The following is a 19,778-nucleotide window of genomic DNA, read 5'->3' as shown; positions in this document are numbered from 1 at the left end:
TTTTATCTATCCTTCTCCACCCAAAGTTTTAATAATTTAGAAACGATAATTCCATATATCAAGTGTCCAACAACCCAGTAAGTAAAAGCTAAGTAATCTGTTACCAAAGGGGTTCGCTCTGAAAATGATGTCGTGAAATATAACATTATCCCAATGATAGAAATAATAATAGTATAAATTGTGGATTTCCTGTGGATATCTAATCTACTTATACACAAATATAAAATAATAACGAGGGCAATGGATACAATTAAATGTAGGGAGAATTCAACAAGTTCACTCAACCTATAGTCTTTTAATAAAGGAATATAATCAACATTCATTAGTAAAGTGTAGACTTTTTCCTCTGTTAATATTTCGATTAACTTTAGAAACAATCCAAGGCTTATTCCTGAAATGATACCTATAACAATAAGTTTTATCCACAATGTTATCGACTTTTCCACAACCCTTCTCCACTTACTCAACAGTTTATACACAGGTTATTCACACTTTCCATTTATTTTAAGTATCTCAGAAAATATTCTATCAAAATATTAGCAAAATCTCCTCTGCAAAGTCTTTAAAATATACTTTTATAAAATTTACATTTTCATCTTAGAATTATCCTTATTCGTAAAGAAAAAAGCCTTGCTACGCTACGTGTAACAAGACTCTTGAAGTTATTTATTATTAAGCTCATCCTTATATTGCTCAAATTCCTTCTTTGTACATCGTACCCAGTGCTTTGGTGCCACTTCTCTAAATTCTGGCTCCTCACTTGTATCATGCACAGAAGGATCATATGCATGACGTACACGAGAACGTTCATATTCTGGGTCAGGCAGCGGAATTGCAGATAACAGTGATTTTGTATATGGATGTAACGGGTTTTTATATAACTCGTCACTATCTGCTAACTCTACTAAATTGCCTAAATACATTACCCCAATACGATCACTTATATATTTCACCATGGAGAGGTCATGGGCAATAAATAAATAGGTTAAACCACGCTCTTTTTGCAGTTTCTTAAGCAGGTTAACAACTTGTGCCTGAATGGATACATCAAGTGCGGATATAGGTTCATCAGCAATAATAAATTCAGGATCAACTGCTAGTGCTCTTGCAATTCCAATACGTTGACGCTGTCCACCACTAAACTCATGTGGAAAACGGGTAGCATGCTCTTTGTTTAATCCAACAACTTCTAGCAGCTCTTCTACTCGTGCTTTACGCTCTTCTTCACTTTTTACGAGTTTATGAACATCTAAACCCTCTGCAATAATATCTAAAACAGTCATTCGTGGATTTAGAGAGGATGAAGGATCTTGGAAAATCATTTGCATTTTACGATTGAACTTCAAAAGCTCATCTTTTGATTTCTTTCCATGAACATCTTCACCATCGAATTTTACTTCTCCACCAGTTGCCTCATATAAACGAATAATAGTACGGCCTGTTGTTGACTTCCCACTTCCAGATTCACCAACTAGCCCAAAGGTTTCCCCTTTAAATATATCAAATGAGACACCATCTACAGCTTTCACTATTTTATTGCGACCAACACGGAAGTGCTTCTGTAAGTCCTTTACCTCTAATAATTTTTCTCTATCCTGCGCCATTATTCGTCACCCCCTGTTTTCGCAAAACCATGCATCCGTTTTTTTACCGATTCAGGTGGTTCGATTTTTGGTGCATCTGGATGAAGCAGCCATGTTGCTGCATAATGTGTGTCAGAGACCTTAAACATTGGTGGTTCCATAACACCGTCAATTTCCAACGCAAATTTATTACGCGGTGCAAATGCATCCCCCTTAGGTGGGTTCAACAGATCAGGCGGGCTGCCCGGGATCGTGAATAATTCATCTTCTGAACTATCAAGTGTTGGCATCGAACCAATTAATCCCCAAGTGTAAGGATGTTTTGGATTGTAGAAGATATCGTCAACTGTACCGACTTCAACAATTTTACCAGCATACATAACAGCAACACGATCTGCAACATTTGCCACTACTCCCAGGTCATGGGTAATGAAAATGATTGCACTATCTGTTTCTTTTTGAATGGATTTCATTAATTCAAGAATCTGCGCTTGAATAGTAACGTCCAAGGCTGTAGTTGGCTCATCGGCGATTAATATCTTAGGATTACATGCAAGGGCAATCGCAATTACTACACGCTGACGCATCCCCCCAGAAAATTGGTGAGGAAATTGCTTAGCTCTGATTTCCGGATTTGGAATACCTACTAAGTCCAATAATTCAATCGCTTTTTTATATGCTTCTGTACGATTCATATTTTGGTGCTTAATTAGTCCTTCCATGATTTGATTTCCGATCTTCATGGTTGGGTTCAATGACGACATTGGATCTTGGAATACCATGGATATTTCCTTCCCACGTATCTTTGCCATCTCTTTGTTGGACTTACCAACCAGGTCTTCACCTTGATACAAGATTTGTCCTGATTTCACAAATCCTGCCGGCTTTGGAAGGAGTCCCATTAATGCACTTGTGGTTACGGACTTACCTGATCCAGATTCTCCAACAATTGCTAATGTTTCTCCTTTATTCAGCTCAAAGTTCACACCTCGAACGGCTTGTACCTCACCGTTGTAGGTGTTAAATGATACTGCTAAATCCTTTACTTCTAATAATTTACTCATTTAAAAACACCTACCTTTCTATTTATGCATTTTCGGATCAAATGCATCACGAAGTCCATCACCAATCAAGTTAAAGGCAATCATAATTAAGGAAATCAGGATTGCAGGGAACCATAACATATAAGGATATAATAGTAAATTGTCGAATCCATTATTAATTAACGTACCTAAAGATGCATCAGGAGGTGTTATACCTAACCCAATAAAGCTTAGAAACGCTTCAAAGAAAATGGCATCTGGAATGTTAAACATTGTATTGATAATAATAATCCCACTAATATTTGGCAACAGGTGCTTCGTAATTACTTTCCAATTCGATTGTCCTAATGTTCGTGCAGCAAGCACATATTCTTGACTCTTCAATTTCAAAATTTCCCCACGAACAATTCGGGCCATCCCTGTCCAGCCTGTAATGGTCAAAGCAATAACAATGGATGTAATCCCTGGTTTCAGGAAGAGCATCATGAGTAGAATAATAACTAAGTTTGGTATACCCACTAATACCTCAAGTATACGCATCATTACGTTATCCACTTTTCCACCATAAAAACCTGCGATACCACCATAAGCAACACCGATGGCAAGACTAATAAATGCAGCGATAAAGGCAATTAACAAGGAAACTCTAGTACCTAGCCATAGACGCGTCCATTGGTCACGACCTAATGTATCAGTACCTAACCAGAAATACTGGTCTTCCATGTCTTTTGCATCATAGATATTGTAGGTTGCTTTTACCTCAGCAGAGCCTTCTGACCCATTCAATACCTCAATTTCAATAAAATCTTCTTGGTTATCATAACGAGCGTACGCATTGTTTGTCGCTTGCTCAACAGTTTGTCCTTCAAAGGTATCACTTAACGTACCATTGAACCCTAACCATGATATATTTTCTAATACTGGAACACGCGCAGGCATTTTCGCACGAGTTAAGTCCTGTTCATCTTGGCCATACTCGTTCATTGATGGGCCGATAGCACTCATTATGATGATAATAACTAGTGCTACAACACTAAACAATGCTAATTTATTCTTTAAAAATGCTCTTCTTGCATTTTGTAAAAACGTTCGACTAGGAGCAGAAATCTTTTCACTAGTATCTTCTTTCGGCTTCATCGGGACTAGAAGTTCTTTTGGTATATTGTTAGTCTGATTGTTGTCCATTTTATCTATCCCCTCCGCTAATTCTAATTCTAGGATCAATTAATCCATAAAGGAGGTCAGTTATTAAAATGATTAAAATAAACAGGAAGGCAAACATTAACGTTGTACCCATAATTGTTGGATAATCATTTACCATAACAGAGTTTACAAATTGCTCCCCAATACCAGGAATAGCGAAAATCTCTTCAATAACCATTGATCCAGTCATCAAACTTACTGCAAGTGGACCGATAACAGTAACCAAAGGAATCAAAGCATTTCTTAAGCCATGTTTAAATACGATACCCGGTTCACTTACACCCTTAGCACGTGCAGTTGTAATGAAATTGGATCCAAGAACTTCCACCATTTCTGTTCTAACAAAACGTGCTGCTGTTGCCATTGGGAATATCATTAAAGCAATGGTCGGTAAGATACTATGCTCAAAGCTCCCCCACAGGGCAACAGGAAACCATTCCAATTCAGATGCGAATACATATTGGAGGATACCTGCAAATACGAAGTTGGGAATCGAAGTACCTAATACAGCGATAATCGTTGAGGTGTAATCAAGAAATCCATTATGTGATATAGCCGCCACCAGTCCCAAGATAACCCCTAATATCGTTCCTAATACCAACGCCTGGGCACCTAACTGTGCTGATGGTCCGACTCGATCCATAAGGATATCGGTTACTGGTGTATTACTAAAAGCAAACGAAATTCCAAGATCTCCTTGTACAAGACCTGAAATATAATTTACGTATTGGACTGGAACAGGATCATTTAGCCCATATTTCTCTAATACTATTGCTCTTTGTTCTTCTGATAATTTATCTTCTGCGTTTAACGGACTACCCGGCAACATTTTCATTAGAAAAAAGGAAAATGTAGCAATGATGAATAAGGTAATTAACATATACCCTACACGTTTTCCAATATAACGAACCATTCTCGCACCTCCTAATTCATTCCTCTGATATCTAATAATATAAAATCTTCATTATTGTAAGACTCTTTTCTCAAAATGGAACAAGAGAGCATGTTTAAATACATACTCTCTTGTGAGATTAATGAACAACATATATCTATTTATCAATCTTGTATATTATTCTGCAGAGCCAACGCTAGCCCATTTGTACTCATATGTTGCTCCGAATGGGTTCATAAATACACCTTGTACTTTAGGTGAAATTAATTGAGCTCTTGCTTTTTGGTAAATTGGAGCAATTGCTGCATCTTCAAATAGAATCTTTTCAGCTTCTAAGAAGTTTTCATAACGTGCTACATTGTCTTGTGCAAGTGTTGTTTGAGCTTCTTCTAGTAATGCATCGTACTCTGGGTTAGAGTAGCCCATCTTGTTGTTTCCACCATCTGTAATCCATAGGTTTAAGAAAGTGTAAGGGTCAAGATAGTCTGGTCCCCAACCAGCAGTTTGGATATCATAATCCATGTTTGTATCTAGATCAAGACGTTGTTCAAATGGAACACTCTTTAATGTAATATCTAGACCTGGAAGGTTTGTTTCTAATTGGTTTGCAAGATACTCATCTGTAACTTTCGCTGTTTCTGTATCTCCACCAAGTAGTTCAAGCTCTACTGTATCTGTTCCAAGCTCTTCTAAACCTTTTTCCCAGTATTCTTGTGCTTGTTCTACATCAGTAACAACAAGATCGCCATTTACTTCACGGAAATCTTCACCAGTTTCTGGCATTGGTGCAAAGTCTTTTGGAACAAGACCATTTGCAACGATAGATCCGTTGTTTAAGATTTCATTTACATAACCATCTTTGTCATAAGCCATGCTAATTGCTTTACGGATATTTACATTTGCTAAAGCTTCATTTCTAGTTTGGTTAAATTTAAGGTAGAACACTGCAGTTTCAGGTGAAACAGCATAGTCTTGATGTGTAGAGTATTGGTCTACTAGGTCAGAGCTAATGTCAGCTCGGTCCACATCTCCAGCTTCATATAATTGAACAGAAGTAGCTGGGTCTTTAACTACTACATGATTAATACGATCTACTTGAACCGTTTCAGCATCCCAGTAGTTTTCATTTTTCTCTAAATCCCATTCACTAGCAGTACTTGTCCAGTTTTCTAGAGTATATGGTCCATTGAATAGTAGTGTGTCTGTACTAGTTGCGAATTTATCGCCTTGTTCTTCTACAAAGGCTTGATTTAACGGTAAGAATGTACCGAATGTTGTTAAGGATTCAAAATATGGAGTTGGGTTTTCTAACTCAACTACTAACGTATAATCGTCTTCAGCTTTAACTCCAAGCTCTTCTACTGCAACCTCACCAGTGTTTACAGCAGTAGCATTTTTGATTACTCCACCCATCATATATGGACCGTATTCAGATCCTGTGTCAGGGTGAACCGCACGTTGCCACGCGTACACGAAGTCATGTGCTGTAACAGGGTCACCATTTGACCACTTTGCATCTTCACGTAAAGTGAATGTCCAAGTTAGACCGTCTTCACTTACTTCATGATCTGTTGCTATACCTTCTACAGGTTCAGCATTCTCATCAAGACGATAAAGACCTTCCATCGTTGCACCTAAGAATTGGAACCCGTATTCATCTGTTGCCATTGAAGGGTCCATTGAAGGAATTGTGTCCCCATTAATAAAGTTAAGTACGTTTTCACCTTCTGTTGATTCTTCAGAAGTACCTTCTGTATCTGCAGAATCTGCTGAATCTGCAGAATCTGTTGATTCTTCATCTCCGCCACCACAAGCTACTAATACTGTTAGCAATAAACCAAGAGCTAACAATAGTGCCCAGTTTTTAAGCTTCATTCTCTTGACCTCCCGTAGTTGTTTTTTTCTGAAAATTACACGTTTAGATGCTATCTAAAAATGTTAATACATCAGATTATAACCCTAATATACTCTAATTGTAAATACATTATTAAAAAATTATTATTATTTTTTTACTAAATTCGATGAAAATAGCTAATTATTCATCTCTTTATTGCAAATTTATGACAAATTTTGGTAATATTTACTCATTTTTCGTCATAATATATTCATTGCAGTGTTATGTTATAATGTAATTCATGAAATTAATCTAAAAAGGTGAAATGATGACCAAAAATAAAGGTGTTTTTCTCATATTCAATCTCATCCTTACCATACTGCTAACATGGATCTTTTTCGATTCCTTCAGCTTAGTCAATTTAATTAATGCGCTTTTCTTTATAAGCTTTGCCTATCTAATGATTACCCTCTTCCTGTATACCGTTAAAGGCGGGTTTTATGATGGAGTGACATTTGGTTTTAGAAGATTTATTCATGTTATGTCCAGAAATAAGGATTATTTAGATGAATGGAAGGATAAACCAATGCCTTCCGAGACTACGAATGAAAAATTTTATCAGTTGATAAAGTACCAAGCCATCGCTTTGCTTAGTTTGTTTGTTATTTTATTAGTAGCTTATTATTTGGTTTAAACTTTAATCAACTACCGGGTGACTCCGCTCCGGAAATACACTACGCTTTCCGCGGGCGCTGCTGAGCCTCCTCGTGCTAACGCACTGCGGGGTCTCATCTAGGCTTTTCATCCCGCAGGAGTCTTCGTGTATTTCCTCCGCTGGTATGGTGTTATAAAAGGGAAACACAACTCCACATAAGAAGTGATTGGAGCGGAGGGCAGTCGACTCCTCGAAAAAGAAAAGCACTTTTTCTTCGTGCGATGCGTCGCTGCCGAAGCGTTCCTTGTCCTGCGGGAAAAGCAACAGCCGAAGACCCCGTAGGAAGTGAGGGGGTTCAAAGGCTAAGAACGCCCCATCCTGTGGCAACGCCTTTGTGACCAACGTCCTGTTGGCCCGAGGCTGAGGCGTTGCCCGCGGAAAGCGTACTGCCCGCAGCGGAAATCACCTGCACATATTTCCAGTGTGTTTCCGGGTTATGCACGAAAGATTGATTTAAATAGGTAAACTTTTATCTATTACTCTGCAAAACGACATTTCAACAAAAAAATACATCAATAGTAAAAGAGGTTATTGCACAATGTGCAATAACCTCTTTCTTATAGATTACTCTTTAATATTTGCCCACTTATACTCATATGTGCCACCAAATGGGTTGACATTTACACCTTCCACTTTTGGTGATACAAGCTGTGCTCTTGACGATTGATAGATTGGAGCAATCGCAGCATCTTCAAATAATATCTTCTCTGCTTCCAGGAAGTTTTCGTATCGTGCAACGTTATCTGTAGCTAATTCAGTTGCTGTCGCTTCTACTAAAGCATCATATTCTGGGTTAGAATAGCCCATCATATTATTTCCACTATCAGTCGTCCATAGATTCATATAAGTAAATGGATCAAGGAAGTCTGGGCCCCATCTGGAAATTTGCACTTCATAATTCATGCTAGTATCCAAGTCTAGACGCTGCTCTTTCGGAACCTGTTTAATATTAAGCTCTAAACCTGGCAAATTGGTATTCAGCTGATTAGCAATGTACTCTACCATTAATTTCGTTGTCTCATCGTCATCTGCTAATAATTCCAATGAAACACTGTCAGTGCCAAGTTCCTCTAAACCTGCTTCCCAATGTTCTTGAGCTGCTTCTAGATCATATGTCACTAAGTCACCACTTACAGCTCGGAAGTCTTCACCAGAATCAGGCATAGGTGTGAAATCTGCTGGTATAAGACCATTTGCAACCAATGAACCATTATTTAAAATTTCACTCACTAATGCTTCTTTATCAAATGCTTTACTAATCGCTGCACGGATATTTGTGTTTGCTAATGCTTCATTCGCTGTTTGGTTAAACTTAATAAAGTATACAAATGTATCTGGAGATACGAGATAATCTTCATGTGTCGAGTATTGGTCTACTAAATCAGAAGTTAAATCTGCTCTATCCACAGTTCCCTCTTCATATAATTGAACTGCTGTTGTAGGATCTTTTACTACCTCAAATGTAATCTTATCCATTTGAACTGTCTCTGCATCCCAATAGCTATCATTCTTCGCTAATTCCCATGAATTGCTTGTACTTGTCCACTCCTCAATAGAATAAGGTCCATTTGACAGTAACGTTTCAGAACTTGTCGCAAAGTTATCCCCTTGCTCTTCTACAAAGGCTTGATTTAGCGGGTAGAATGTCCCAAACGTTGTTAGGGATTCAAAGTAAGCCGTCGGATTTTCTAGTTCAACGACTAAGGTATAGTCATCTTCTGCTGTAACACCTAAATCTTCTACCGGTAATTCTCCTGTACTAATTGCTGTAGCATTCTTTATAACGCCGTTCATCATATATGGTCCATACTCAGAACCTGTATCTGGATTTACCGCACGCTGCCATGCATATACAAAGTCATGAGCCGTAACAGGGTCACCATTTGACCACTTTGCATCTTCACGTAAATTAAATGTCCATGTTAGACCATCTTCACTTACTTCATGGTCTGTTGCCATACCACCTACAGGCTCGGCATTTTCGTCTAAGCGATATAACCCTTCCATTGTTGCTGCTAAAGTTACAAAGGAAGTTTCATCGGTTGCAAGGGAAGGGTCCATTGCTGGAATAACTTCAGGACTTAGGAAATTCAATACCTTTTCTCCCTCTGACGAATCTCCACCAGCTTTACTCTCTGATCCTGCACTTTCTTCATTGCCGCCAGAACAAGCCGCTAATAAAACAACAAGCAGTACCCCAACTAATAGTAATCCATTTCTTAATTTCAAGTTTGTTTCCCCTCTCTCTTATGTAAATCAACTTTGTGAAAAAAATATATAATCTGAATTATACCTATATCAGGCGAATTGTAAAGAGTTTTTTTACATTTACTAATATTTTTATTAACAAATTGTTATAATAAAATACTTTATATAGACTAAGCATTCATCAAGGATATCTCTATACAATTGGATTGTATTCGTTTACAATTAGTAATATAACTACCGCGGTCTTCTTGACAATATTATGAAAATTCAATATGATGGTTGTAATACTAGTAAGGTTAGCAATTATAATATAAACAAGATAAAAGTATATGTTTTGGTATGCTGGATTATCTCTGCAACGTAAGATCTATGATGGTTTCCCCTTTTTAATCATAATAAATTCCAGATCAGAACTCCATATACATATACATATTCACAATCCATCACATCAACTTCAAGAATGACTCCTACCTCTGTTGTCCTTTCAGAAGACTATGGAAAAATCTCTAAAAAGCACTTTTATATCATAGGACAATAAATAATATATGTAGGTAGCTAAAATAGTTTATTAAAGGAGCAGTGTTTCTATGAAAGTAAAGATTGCTTTATTTGGAAGGAAAGAAACAATCTCAAGAGTTGAGAGCCGAGCTGAGATGCACTCTGATATCGAAATTGTCCCTTTTATATACGAAAATGAAAATGAAATCGTCAAATTATTTGAAAAGGCTTTCATGTGTGATATTTATCTATTTACAGATGCCCTCTCCTATTTATATGTGAAAGAGAAAATTATTAGGAAACGCTTGCCATCTGTTCAAGTATTGTTTGATGAGAGAATGGTTTTATCTTCCTTTTGCTATTTATTAGAAACCATTAAAAGGCCAATAGAAAGCCTATCCATCGATATAGAGAACAAAACTCATGTTCACTCTGTATTGCAGGATTTAGGGAAGAACAGTCAAAACATTTATGTCTATGAATACGGTAATTCAACAGAGTTAGATAAAATAGTGGAGTATCACGAGAAGCTATGGAAAGAAGGGAAAATTGAATATGTATTAACCTCCGTAAGATCGGTGGAGGAGAAATTAAAGGAGCTTGATATTCCAGTCCAAAGCATGACCATACCAACCGTTAATTTGGACGAGGCCTTAGAAGAAGCGAAATCAAGCGTGAAATTGAATCTTAGCAAAAGTGCACAAGTAGTCACCGGTTATATTCAAATTAAAAATCATGAAGCCATCCTGCATGAAAACACCTCAGAATACTTACAGACTCAAATGAGTAAGCTTCATCACCATCTCACTACTTTCAGCAAGAAAACCGATGTCACCTTTCATCAGATTAACAATCACCAATTTGTTTTGTTTGGAACAATTGCGATGATTAACCATCTAACCGACCATTTTCGTGATTTCCCGCTTTTGCGAGAGATTAGCGCGGAGATAAAGCATCCCATTAATATGGGGTACGGTTTAGGTTTAACCGCAAAACAATCTGCAATTAATGCGCAAATCGCATTAGAAACATGCAGTAAATCAGAAGATAGCAAGTGCTATATTGTAAACGAAAGACAAGAAACAATTGGTCCAATTGGAATAAAGAAAGAATTCGATGCCTCCAAGCTCTATCATGCTCTTATTCACAAAGCAAGATTAAACAATGAATTATCCTACAATTTCATTGACTTCATTCGAACTCGCAATAATGAACCTTTTTCTTCAAATGATATCGCAAAATACTATAATGTTACAAAGCGCAGCGCAGAGAGAACGGTTAACAAGCTACTGACAGGAGATGTCATAAAAGTGTCTGGAGAAGAAAGGCCGTATCAAAAGGGAAGACCGCGAAAATTATTTACATTGAATCAATGAATAAGGCTGGGACAAAATTGTTTTAACAAGAGATAAATCTGAACCTTAGCCAGCAGAAAATACTGCTGTAGATTCATCATTTGTCTTTTGAGTTAAACAGTTTTATGTCCCAGCCTCTTATATTAAATATTTAACAGTTCCCGCACATCTTTCTCACTTAAGCTTGAAAGCATCGCTTCTCCTGGTTGTATCACTTGGTCGATAAGTTCTCGCTTCTTCTGTTGTAATTCGTATATCTTCTCTTCAATGGTTCCTTCTGTTACTAAGCGGATGACCTGAACGACATTTTTCTGACCAAAGCGATGGGCTCTGCCTGTAGCTTGATCCTCTACTGCAGGATTCCACCATAAATCATATAATATGACAGTGTCTGCACCTGTTAAGTTTAATCCAGTACCACCTGCTTTTAGGGATATTAGGAATATATTTTTTTCTCCGTTATTAAAACGTTCACTCATTTCTACCCGATCTTTGGATGCTGTCTGTCCATGGAGATAAAAATAATCATACCCCTCATTTTCCAAACGATGAATAATAATTTCATGCATACTTGTAAATTGGGAGAAAATAAGCATCCTTTTCCCGTTCTTAATCGCACTTCTTACAGTATCCATCAGCTGTTCAAGCTTACCAGATTGCCCCTCGTAGTTTTCAATAAACATCGATGGATGACAGCAAATCTGTCTGAGCCGCGTCAAGCCTGCAAGGATTTTCATACGATTGCGATTAAAGCCACTTTCTTGCATCGATTGTGCCGCCTCCTGCTGCACTTGACGAAGATAACCAATATATAATTCTTTCTGTTCCTTCGTCAGTTCTGATACATGGACGGATTCGATTTTCTCTGGCAGCTCTTTTAAGACATCCTTCTTTAATCGTCTTAATATAAAAGGCCTCGTAATCATGGAGATTTTTTCATTTGTTAACTGTTTAAAGTTTCGTTGGTTTGGCATTAGGCCTGGTAATATCACTTGGAATATTGCCCATAATTCATCAATAGAGTTTTCAATCGGCGTCCCACTTAACGCAAACCGCCTTAATGCCTTGACCTCGCGCATTGCTTGAGAAGTTTTTGTTGCATAGTTCTTAATATATTGCGCTTCATCAAGAATGAAAGTTTGAAATGTCATTTCTCTATACCATTCAATGTCCTGCCTCAACGTAGCATAAGAGGTAATCCAAACATCTCTATCCTTCAGGGTCTCTAATCGTTGATGACGTTCCTCGGGTGGTCCAGTCATTATTTCTACCCGTAATTCTGGAACAAACTTTTCAAACTCATTTTTCCAATTATAGACAACGGAGGATGGAGCAACAATTAAATGTGGGCCTTGTGTTGCTTGTTCTGAAGCAATATAGGCAATACTTTGCAATGTCTTCCCAAGTCCCATATCATCCGCTAATATACCACCCAAATGATAATGACTTAGTGATTTAAACCACTGATATCCTGTGACTTGATAGTTTCTAAGTGTTGCTTGCAATTTACCGGGTAATTCATAATCCTGTTCCTCAGGCGCCTTCAGTTGATGCAATAGCTTCTTAAACGCTGGGTCATAGCGTTTCTTTGTATCAACCAATTCGTCAATTTGTGTACTGCGATAAACCGGCATCTGTACATTACCATGCTTTAAATCACTCTTCCCAATATCCATATCCTCGAAAAACTGCCTTATTGAGGAGAAGTCTTCCCCTTCCAAGGAAACCATTGCACCACTTTGCAGGCGGTAGTATCTTTTCTTTTCAATGACAGCTTCTAACATATTTTGAAGATCAGCTTCGTTCACTCCCTCAATATCGAAGCCAACTTCCAACAGGTTTGAGGAGCTATCCATGCGTACATTTGTGCTTGGTACTGGGTCTGTTTCCATAAACATATTGCGAATCTCAGATGTTAAAAATAACTCTACTTGTTTATCTAAGAGTGGGATAACATAATAAAGAAAGTCATACATATCCTCTTCGTCTGTTTCAATATAAAGCTCTTTTCCATTGTAATGGAAGTTCGCTTGTTCAATTAACTGCATAATTTGCTGCTCTTTATCGATATCCCGGATAATAATGACATCGCTTTGTTTCCGGCCATTAAATGGATCTATTAGATAACTTCCATAATGATATTCTAATCTACCACTAATATTATCCTCTGTTAGCTGGAGATAAAGCTTAGCACGTAATGGATGCTGAATAATTTCCGATTGTACAGTTTCTGATGCTTTCACTTCCCCAATTTTCTTTAGAGAAGGAATAACCTCTGAAACAAAAGCATCTGCTTGTTTTTTTGTGATAGGAAGTTCTAAATTCTCCAGACTAAAGCGGGTAATTTCTTCAACCACTGGGATTTGCTCTTTTGACGGAAAATAAAAAATCCCGCTCGAAAATAAAATTTCATAGGTCTTAAAGTACCTTGCATGCTCCATTTCATCCATACTCAATATTAACTCACCTTGTTCGTTTTTATTAAGCTTAAAATGAAATGGCAATTCTTCTGTTTCTATTCCGATGTTTGAATAGATCCGATCATTAAATTCGACTTTAAAGTCACGCTGCGTCAATTTCTCTAATAAAGATTTTGCAGCTAGCGGAGGGATAATGATCATGCGTTTATCATTTAGGTTTCCTTGTTGATAAAAAGAATATCCATTATATATTTCTTCATTTCTTCCGATGGACTCCAGCATCTCAAAGATTTCTATATCCTTTTGATGAAAGTAATGGTCTTCAGAACTATATGTGAATTTCTTTGTAAAAAAATAGTCGTGTCCAGCTAAGACGTTCCGAACAAAGTCATAGGCATCTTTTACAACATAACGATGTGATTCACCAGCTTTTATTTCTATTAATAGATTCCGATCAAAAGACCATTTACATATATATTCAACCTGCATCGGCTGTTTTCTTGGAATAATTTCTGCTCGTCTCTCCTTCTCACGCGCAGAACTAAGCGCTTGCATAAACCGATCCGTCTTCTTGTAATCAAATGAGGTAGAACTGCCTTTTGCACCTTTCTCCTTGTCAGCAATACTAATTAAAGCAGCCACAACATGCTTACAGGAACGGTACGTGTGAAAGGCTGGACAATCGCAATAGGTTTCGACTGAACCATGTTCGATATCTTTCATATCGATTTCAACAAAATAATCTTCCGAACCATGTACCGTCGCTGTCCAAACCTGATAATTGATATCGTAAAGAAGGTCACTTACTTTGTTTCTTTCAAAGTATTCTAAACCTCGTTTATATATAATTGGTGGAAATAACTTTTGGAGATTTACATCACTTAACTTTGTCACGATACTAGTAACCTACCTTCTAGAATCTTATTACCCTCTATTGTAAACGAGAATTGTAAGTTTGTTAAACCATTCATCGTATTAATAAGGATGGGAAAACAGATAGAATAATATACATAAGAAATAACAGGAAAGAAAAAAACTAACACATCGTGCTAGTTAATTATAAATAGATTGATTGGTTTATTCCATCATTCATTTAACAGAGTAAATATCATTACATTCGTCCTCATCTACCAAAGCCTAATTAGAATAAAAGCGATAATAGCAATCGTGATGACAACAGATATGGTGGTTGTCATATACGCGTTTTTCCGTCTCTCTTTCACTTCATACTTTTGAATATAAATGGTACCAACCAAGTAGAAAAGAATAACCAGAATAAGGCAAACCTGGAAAGCGAACGGTACCCCAATCAGTTCAAGTATCAATCCTGCAGACAATATATAGGCGCTAAATAAAATTAATTTTCCATTTGCTTTTATATATCCAGTTTTTTCCAGTTGGTTTATTTCTTCAGATGTCCGATTTCTGAGTCGCGAAATAAAATAATATTTTTTCTTTTTTAAAACAAAAAATGCCGAAGCATAAGCAAATATCATTGCAGTAAGTAATATGATAATTCCAATGGGATTCATTTGGTGTACTCCTTATAAGCTGTTTCACTCCCTATTCTACCATGCTCTTATCACGAATTAAAAGATAAACGTACAGCAGGATGGATATGAATACTGAACCTGCAGATAGAGTATAAATCATTTCATAACCAAGAAAGGCAAGCTGCCCGAAAACTATTGCTCCGATCCCTACCCCTAAATCAAAGGATGAAAAGAAGGTGGCATTTGCCATGCCTTTTCGCCCACTTGAGGCTTTTTCAACTGCCCATGCTTGCAGGGCAGGCTGCACTCCTCCAAAGCCTAATCCATAAAAAGCAGCAGCAATTAACAAACACCACATATTAGGCAGCCAAGCTAATAGTAATAGAGCGACGCAAACAAGCAATGTACCAGGAATAAATACGAAAAGGTGACCTTTTCTATCATAAAGCCGACCAGCAAATGTACGAGACAACATTAAAAACAAGGCGAAAACGAGAAAATAAAGTTGAATTCCCTCTACTCCTTTGTTCATTGTATGTAAGGGAAGAAACGTCGATATTCCTCCAAAAGAAATCGTGATAAAAAATAAAAGCAGTGAAGGTCGAACCGCTGTCCTTTCAAAAAAATCAAACTTCACTGTGGTGATATCTGGAGAAGCTGCTGCTTTCTTAAATCGAATCCGTGAAGCGAGTATGAACGCTATCAACCCAAAGGAAGCACAAATAAGGAACAATTGTTGAAATGATATATAGCCAACCAACATTAATCCAAGTGAAGGCCCAAAGGCAAGTGCAATATTACCTGATAGTCCAAAATAGCCCAATCCTTCTCCTCGCCGCTCCGCCGGGATAATGTCTGTTGCAATGGTTCCACCTGCTGTTGTGGACAGTCCCCATCCTGCCCCTTGAATTATTCGCAGCATAAATAACAAGGCAATGCCAGCCGCAAAAGAGAACCCACCAACAGAAATAATAAAAATAGCTAAACCAACGAGATAAACGAATCCCCTTCCCCTTGATTCTAAGGCGTGGCCAGCATAGGGGCGAATAATTAATGCAGAAAAAGTGAATATACCGACAACCATTCCAACTAACTTATCGCCACCACCTAAATTATTTACAAAAAGCGGAATAGTCGGCAGTGTCATTTGAAAACCTAAAAAGATGAAGAAATTCGCTAAGCAAACGAAAATAAAATCCCGCGACCAGATTTTTGATGATTTAAGATCACATTTAACTCCTGATGCAGATTCCAATCAATCTCCTTCTTTCTTTCTCTCATTAGTTAAAAGCTTAGTAAAACGTACAAATGGGCAGTTGGATGCTCTTAACGTTCAAGAGGATCGACCGCCCTTCTATTCATCTCATTCCATTATACATGAAAACCATTAAGATTGTAGGTAAGTTTACGATTATTCTGAATAGAGAAACTAGAAGAGTTCTCCAGAAAGCAAATAACTTAAAAACAGAGCGGACAGGTGGTTACCCCCAAAAGTTATTTTTTCACTCTTACTTTTGGGGGTCGGTACCACATCTGTCCACTCTGTTTATGTTCAGCTAACTTAAATTTAAGCTGCAACTGCTTCTTTTTTGTCTTTTACGATTGGTGTATTCTCTTTCAAGAATGGGATGACCCATCTATCTAATCCATATCTTCCAGCATTGTAACCAGCTATTATAACGAAGATTGTCATTAGAATCATTTGTCCATTTACGCTAATTGTTCCACTGAAAAGGAAGCTGAAGTTCATTGCAATACCCATTAACGCTGCAAAGTTAGTAAAGATTCCAAGAATTAATGCAATACCTACTAAGATTTCTCCCCACATTACTAGTGTGCTGAATAATCCAGCGTTAGGCAATGCTACTGTTTCCAAGAATGTTGCCCACCAGCCCTGAACGGTTGGTGCTTCTCCACCTGCATTAGCAATTGCTCCTTGAATAAATCCACTTGCATCAAAGGCACCACTTTGTAATTTACCAATTCCACCCATTAACCATGTATAACCAAGGTAAACTCTTAATACAGCTAAAACTGCAGCAACTAACTTATTAGTGCGAATAAATTCCATAATCATAGTAATTTCTCCTTTTTATTAGTTTTATTGTTCAACGTTTCACAATTTAGTTTGTGTTACTTCCTGGTACATTTGTATAATAGCATGGTCTTATCGTTGATACTACCTTTTGTTCATCGTTTCACAATTTAGCAACAAAGTTTTGAACGGATTGTGAATTATTTCACTTAATGTGTTTAATTTGTATGAAACCTTAGCCTCTTCTCTCCGTATAATCTAATGAGCCATCTATTCTAAGAAAGGGGCGATTTTAATGGAAGTACTTCTAACTGTCGAAGGACTCGAGAAATCCTTCAAGGAGAAAAAAATACTTAAAGGCATCTCCTTTGAAGTTCGAAAAGGGGAAATTATGTCGATACTAGGTCCAAATGGGGCTGGTAAATCGACGACTATCCGCAATATTATGGGGATTATGTATCCAGACGCCGGGTCGATCACGTTCCATCATCATACTGGAAAGGAAATCCCACGTAATAAGATTGGTTATTTGCCAGAGGAACGAGGACTATACAAGAATGTGAATGTCATGGATATTCTTCTCTATTTAGCCGAATTGAAGGATTATCCTGCTGATAAAGCAAAGGAACGGGCATTGCATTATCTAAAGAAGTTTGACTTAGAAGGAAAAGAAAAGGTAAACGTAGAAGAGCTTTCTAAAGGAATGGGGCAAAAAGTACAATTTATTTCCTCGATAATTCATGAACCAGAGCTCCTGATATTAGATGAACCTTTCTCTGGGCTTGATCCAGTAAGTCAGGAACTGTTTAAAGAAGAAATTAGGAGTTTAGCAGATGGAGGGACGGCAATTCTGTTATCGTCCCATCAAATGAATCTCGTAGAAGAAATGTGTGATCGTTTATTTATGATCCAACGCGGACAAAAAGTTATCTATGGCACACTAGATGAAGTGAAGAAAGAATATGCCAACTTTAAATGTACCATTCACGGAAAAAATAGCTACCAAGACTTAGAAGGAATTGAAGGTGTTCAGCGTGTTGAACAAAAAGAAGAGGTGTCCATTCTTTATTTAGAAAAAGATATTGAACCTGCATTATGGATTAAAAACATACCAAACAACATACATATACAGGAATTAAAGCTGAATCGCATCTCTCTTCACGAAATCTTTATCGACATTGCAACAGATAGAAATTTGTTAAAGGAAGCGAGTGAGCTGCATGCGTAATGCAATGAAAGTTGCCAAGTGGGAAATCAAAAGAAATATGAAAAATAAATCCTTTCTCATTGGATTATTCTTAACTCCTATCATCATTGTGGCGTTTATGGTATTAGGAAGTATTTTTGGAGATTCTGACAGTTCAGAAGCAGAGACTACTTATGTTTATATTAACGACGGGCTGGGTATTTTCCCCAGTTTACAAGGCACAGTAGAACAGGCAAGTTTTAATTGGGAAATGGAATTAACGGATATACCAGAAAAGGAAGTTACCAGTGTGCTGGAGGATACGGAAAACACGGCATATGTATTTGTTGACCAGCGTGCTTTGGAACAAGGCTCTGTTCCTGTTTTCACTAGTGAGGAAATAAATCCATATTTTATGGACCAGGTACAGCTTCTCGAGGCTCCACTAAAGGCAATGCAAATGCAGGAGTTGGGTGTCTCAAATGAAGTCTTAACGGTTGTATCAAGTAATATAGAATTAGAAGCTCATTCTCCTGATGATACAGCCGAAGAAGAAAGTCATTCGGATACATCTAACCCAGAGAATGAAATAGCCCGAATGATACCAGGCGCGTTTGCCGGGTTTATTCTGATATCTATCGTATTTACAGGGATGGCTATCTTCCAAAGCGCTTCTCAAGAGAAGAAGGATAAAATTGCCGAAATTATTTTATCTTCTGTCACCCCAAGTGAATTGATGCAAGGGAAAATCATGGGCTACTTTGTATTAGGGATTATTCAAACTGCCGTATCGTTAATGATTGTGCTCCCAGTGCTTGCTTGGAGAATGGACATTAATATGCTGGAGTACTTATTGGTTCCTGAGCTTGCACTATATGTTCTGATTGCCATCCTGGGATATTTACTATTTGCTTCTATCTTCGTTGGGATTGGAGCAACCATGTCCGATATTACAACAGCAGGTAATTTCCAAGGACTTGTGATGATGCTTCCATTCCTTCCGTTTGTTTTCATCGGACCAGTTCTAAGTGACCCTAGCGGACTCTGGGCACAAATTGGTACTTACCTGCCATTTACTTCTCCAGGTGTGCTGTTGCTGAGATTAACGATACTAGAAGAATGGCCATGGCTTGAAATTATTATTTCCCTGGTTATTTTAGTGGCCAGTATTTGGCTCTTTATGAAGTTGGCTGGGAAGATATTTAAGGTAGGAATTCTTATGTACGGCAAGAACGCTAGCCCAGCTGAAATATGGAAATGGATTCGCGCCTAAGTGAATCCTTTCTTTTTGGCTATCTTTAAAATGCCGACTT

General features: G+C 37.6%; 15 protein-coding genes. 4 read left to right on the top strand and 11 right to left on the bottom strand.

The genetic code is table 11. The features are described from left to right. Positions 1-2: 2 nt before the first annotated feature. The 6 genes from D8M04_RS14735 to D8M04_RS14710 all read right to left on the bottom strand — a co-directional run bounded on the left by D8M04_RS14735 (position 3) and on the right by D8M04_RS14710 (position 6,596). Entirely contained in the window at positions 3-446 is a 444-nt protein-coding gene (locus tag D8M04_RS14735; protein ID WP_121524172.1) for a hypothetical protein, read from the bottom strand. 216 nt (positions 447-662) lie between these two features. Then, entirely contained in the window at positions 663-1,604 is a 942-nt protein-coding gene (locus tag D8M04_RS14730; protein WP_121524171.1) for an ABC transporter ATP-binding protein, read from the bottom strand. Then, positions 1,604-2,647: an ABC transporter ATP-binding protein gene (locus D8M04_RS14725; RefSeq protein WP_121524170.1), complete on the bottom strand. Its 1,044-nt coding sequence runs from the start codon at positions 2,645-2,647 to the stop codon at positions 1,604-1,606. The genes D8M04_RS14730 and D8M04_RS14725 overlap by 1 nt, the downstream gene beginning before the upstream one ends. An 18-nt stretch (positions 2,648-2,665) precedes the next feature. Beyond that, positions 2,666-3,811 (bottom strand): oligopeptide ABC transporter permease, encoded by a 1,146-nt coding sequence (opp3C, locus tag D8M04_RS14720; protein WP_121524169.1) that lies wholly within the window; start codon positions 3,809-3,811, stop codon positions 2,666-2,668. Position 3,812: 1 nt separating this feature from the next. Continuing rightward, the gene (gene opp3b, locus D8M04_RS14715) at positions 3,813-4,742 is read right to left on the bottom strand and encodes an oligopeptide ABC transporter permease (protein ID WP_121524168.1); all 930 of its coding nucleotides are present in this window, start codon (positions 4,740-4,742) and stop codon (positions 3,813-3,815) included. 156 nt (positions 4,743-4,898) lie between these two features. Next, complete coding sequence (locus D8M04_RS14710) at positions 4,899-6,596, bottom strand: peptide ABC transporter substrate-binding protein (protein WP_121524167.1); 1,698 nt, start codon at positions 6,594-6,596, stop codon at positions 4,899-4,901. Positions 6,597-6,883: 287 nt separating this feature from the next. Here D8M04_RS14710 and D8M04_RS14705 point away from each other — a divergent pair, with 287 nt between their 5' ends. Next, complete coding sequence (locus tag D8M04_RS14705) at positions 6,884-7,249, top strand: DUF3899 domain-containing protein (RefSeq protein WP_246001277.1); 366 nt, start codon at positions 6,884-6,886, stop codon at positions 7,247-7,249. Between the two features lie 585 nt (positions 7,250-7,834). On the opposite strand, the gene D8M04_RS14700 is transcribed toward D8M04_RS14705, so the two are convergent. Next, entirely contained in the window at positions 7,835-9,499 is a 1,665-nt protein-coding gene (locus D8M04_RS14700) for a peptide ABC transporter substrate-binding protein (RefSeq protein WP_121524165.1), read from the bottom strand. A 566-nt stretch (positions 9,500-10,065) separates the two neighbouring features. Between D8M04_RS14700 and D8M04_RS14695 the strand changes: the two genes are divergently transcribed. Continuing rightward, entirely contained in the window at positions 10,066-11,352 is a 1,287-nt protein-coding gene (locus D8M04_RS14695) for a hypothetical protein (protein ID WP_121524164.1), read from the top strand. A gap of 122 nt (positions 11,353-11,474) precedes the next feature. Here the strand turns inward: D8M04_RS14695 and D8M04_RS14690 are convergent, their stop codons facing one another. The 4 genes from D8M04_RS14690 to D8M04_RS14675 form a co-directional block, all read right to left on the bottom strand. Beyond that, entirely contained in the window at positions 11,475-14,645 is a 3,171-nt protein-coding gene (locus D8M04_RS14690) for a DEAD/DEAH box helicase (protein WP_121524163.1), read from the bottom strand. A gap of 233 nt (positions 14,646-14,878) precedes the next feature. Continuing rightward, positions 14,879-15,283, bottom strand: coding sequence for a hypothetical protein (locus tag D8M04_RS14685; RefSeq protein WP_121524162.1), 405 nt, complete (start codon positions 15,281-15,283; stop codon positions 14,879-14,881). A gap of 31 nt (positions 15,284-15,314) precedes the next feature. Continuing rightward, entirely contained in the window at positions 15,315-16,499 is a 1,185-nt protein-coding gene (locus D8M04_RS14680; RefSeq protein WP_246001276.1) for an MFS transporter, read from the bottom strand. Between the two features lie 312 nt (positions 16,500-16,811). Further along, positions 16,812-17,321, bottom strand: a complete 510-nt coding sequence (locus tag D8M04_RS14675; RefSeq protein WP_121524161.1) for a DoxX family protein — start codon at positions 17,319-17,321, stop codon at positions 16,812-16,814. A gap of 253 nt (positions 17,322-17,574) precedes the next feature. Here D8M04_RS14675 and D8M04_RS14670 point away from each other — a divergent pair, with 253 nt between their 5' ends. Together D8M04_RS14670 and D8M04_RS14665 are read left to right on the top strand one after the other, a co-directional pair. After that, entirely contained in the window at positions 17,575-18,507 is a 933-nt protein-coding gene (locus D8M04_RS14670) for an ABC transporter ATP-binding protein (protein WP_121524160.1), read from the top strand. Beyond that, a complete protein-coding gene (locus D8M04_RS14665; protein WP_121524159.1) occupies positions 18,500-19,738 on the top strand; it encodes an ABC transporter permease in 1,239 nt (412 codons plus the stop codon). Before D8M04_RS14670 ends, D8M04_RS14665 begins: the two co-directional genes overlap by 8 nt. Positions 19,739-19,778: the final 40 nt, after the last annotated feature.

Origin of the sequence: Oceanobacillus piezotolerans (assembly GCF_003665065.1) — a bacterium.
GTDB lineage: Bacteria > Bacillota > Bacilli > Bacillales > Amphibacillaceae > Oceanobacillus > Oceanobacillus piezotolerans.
This window is presented reverse-complemented; position numbering and strand designations above follow the sequence as displayed.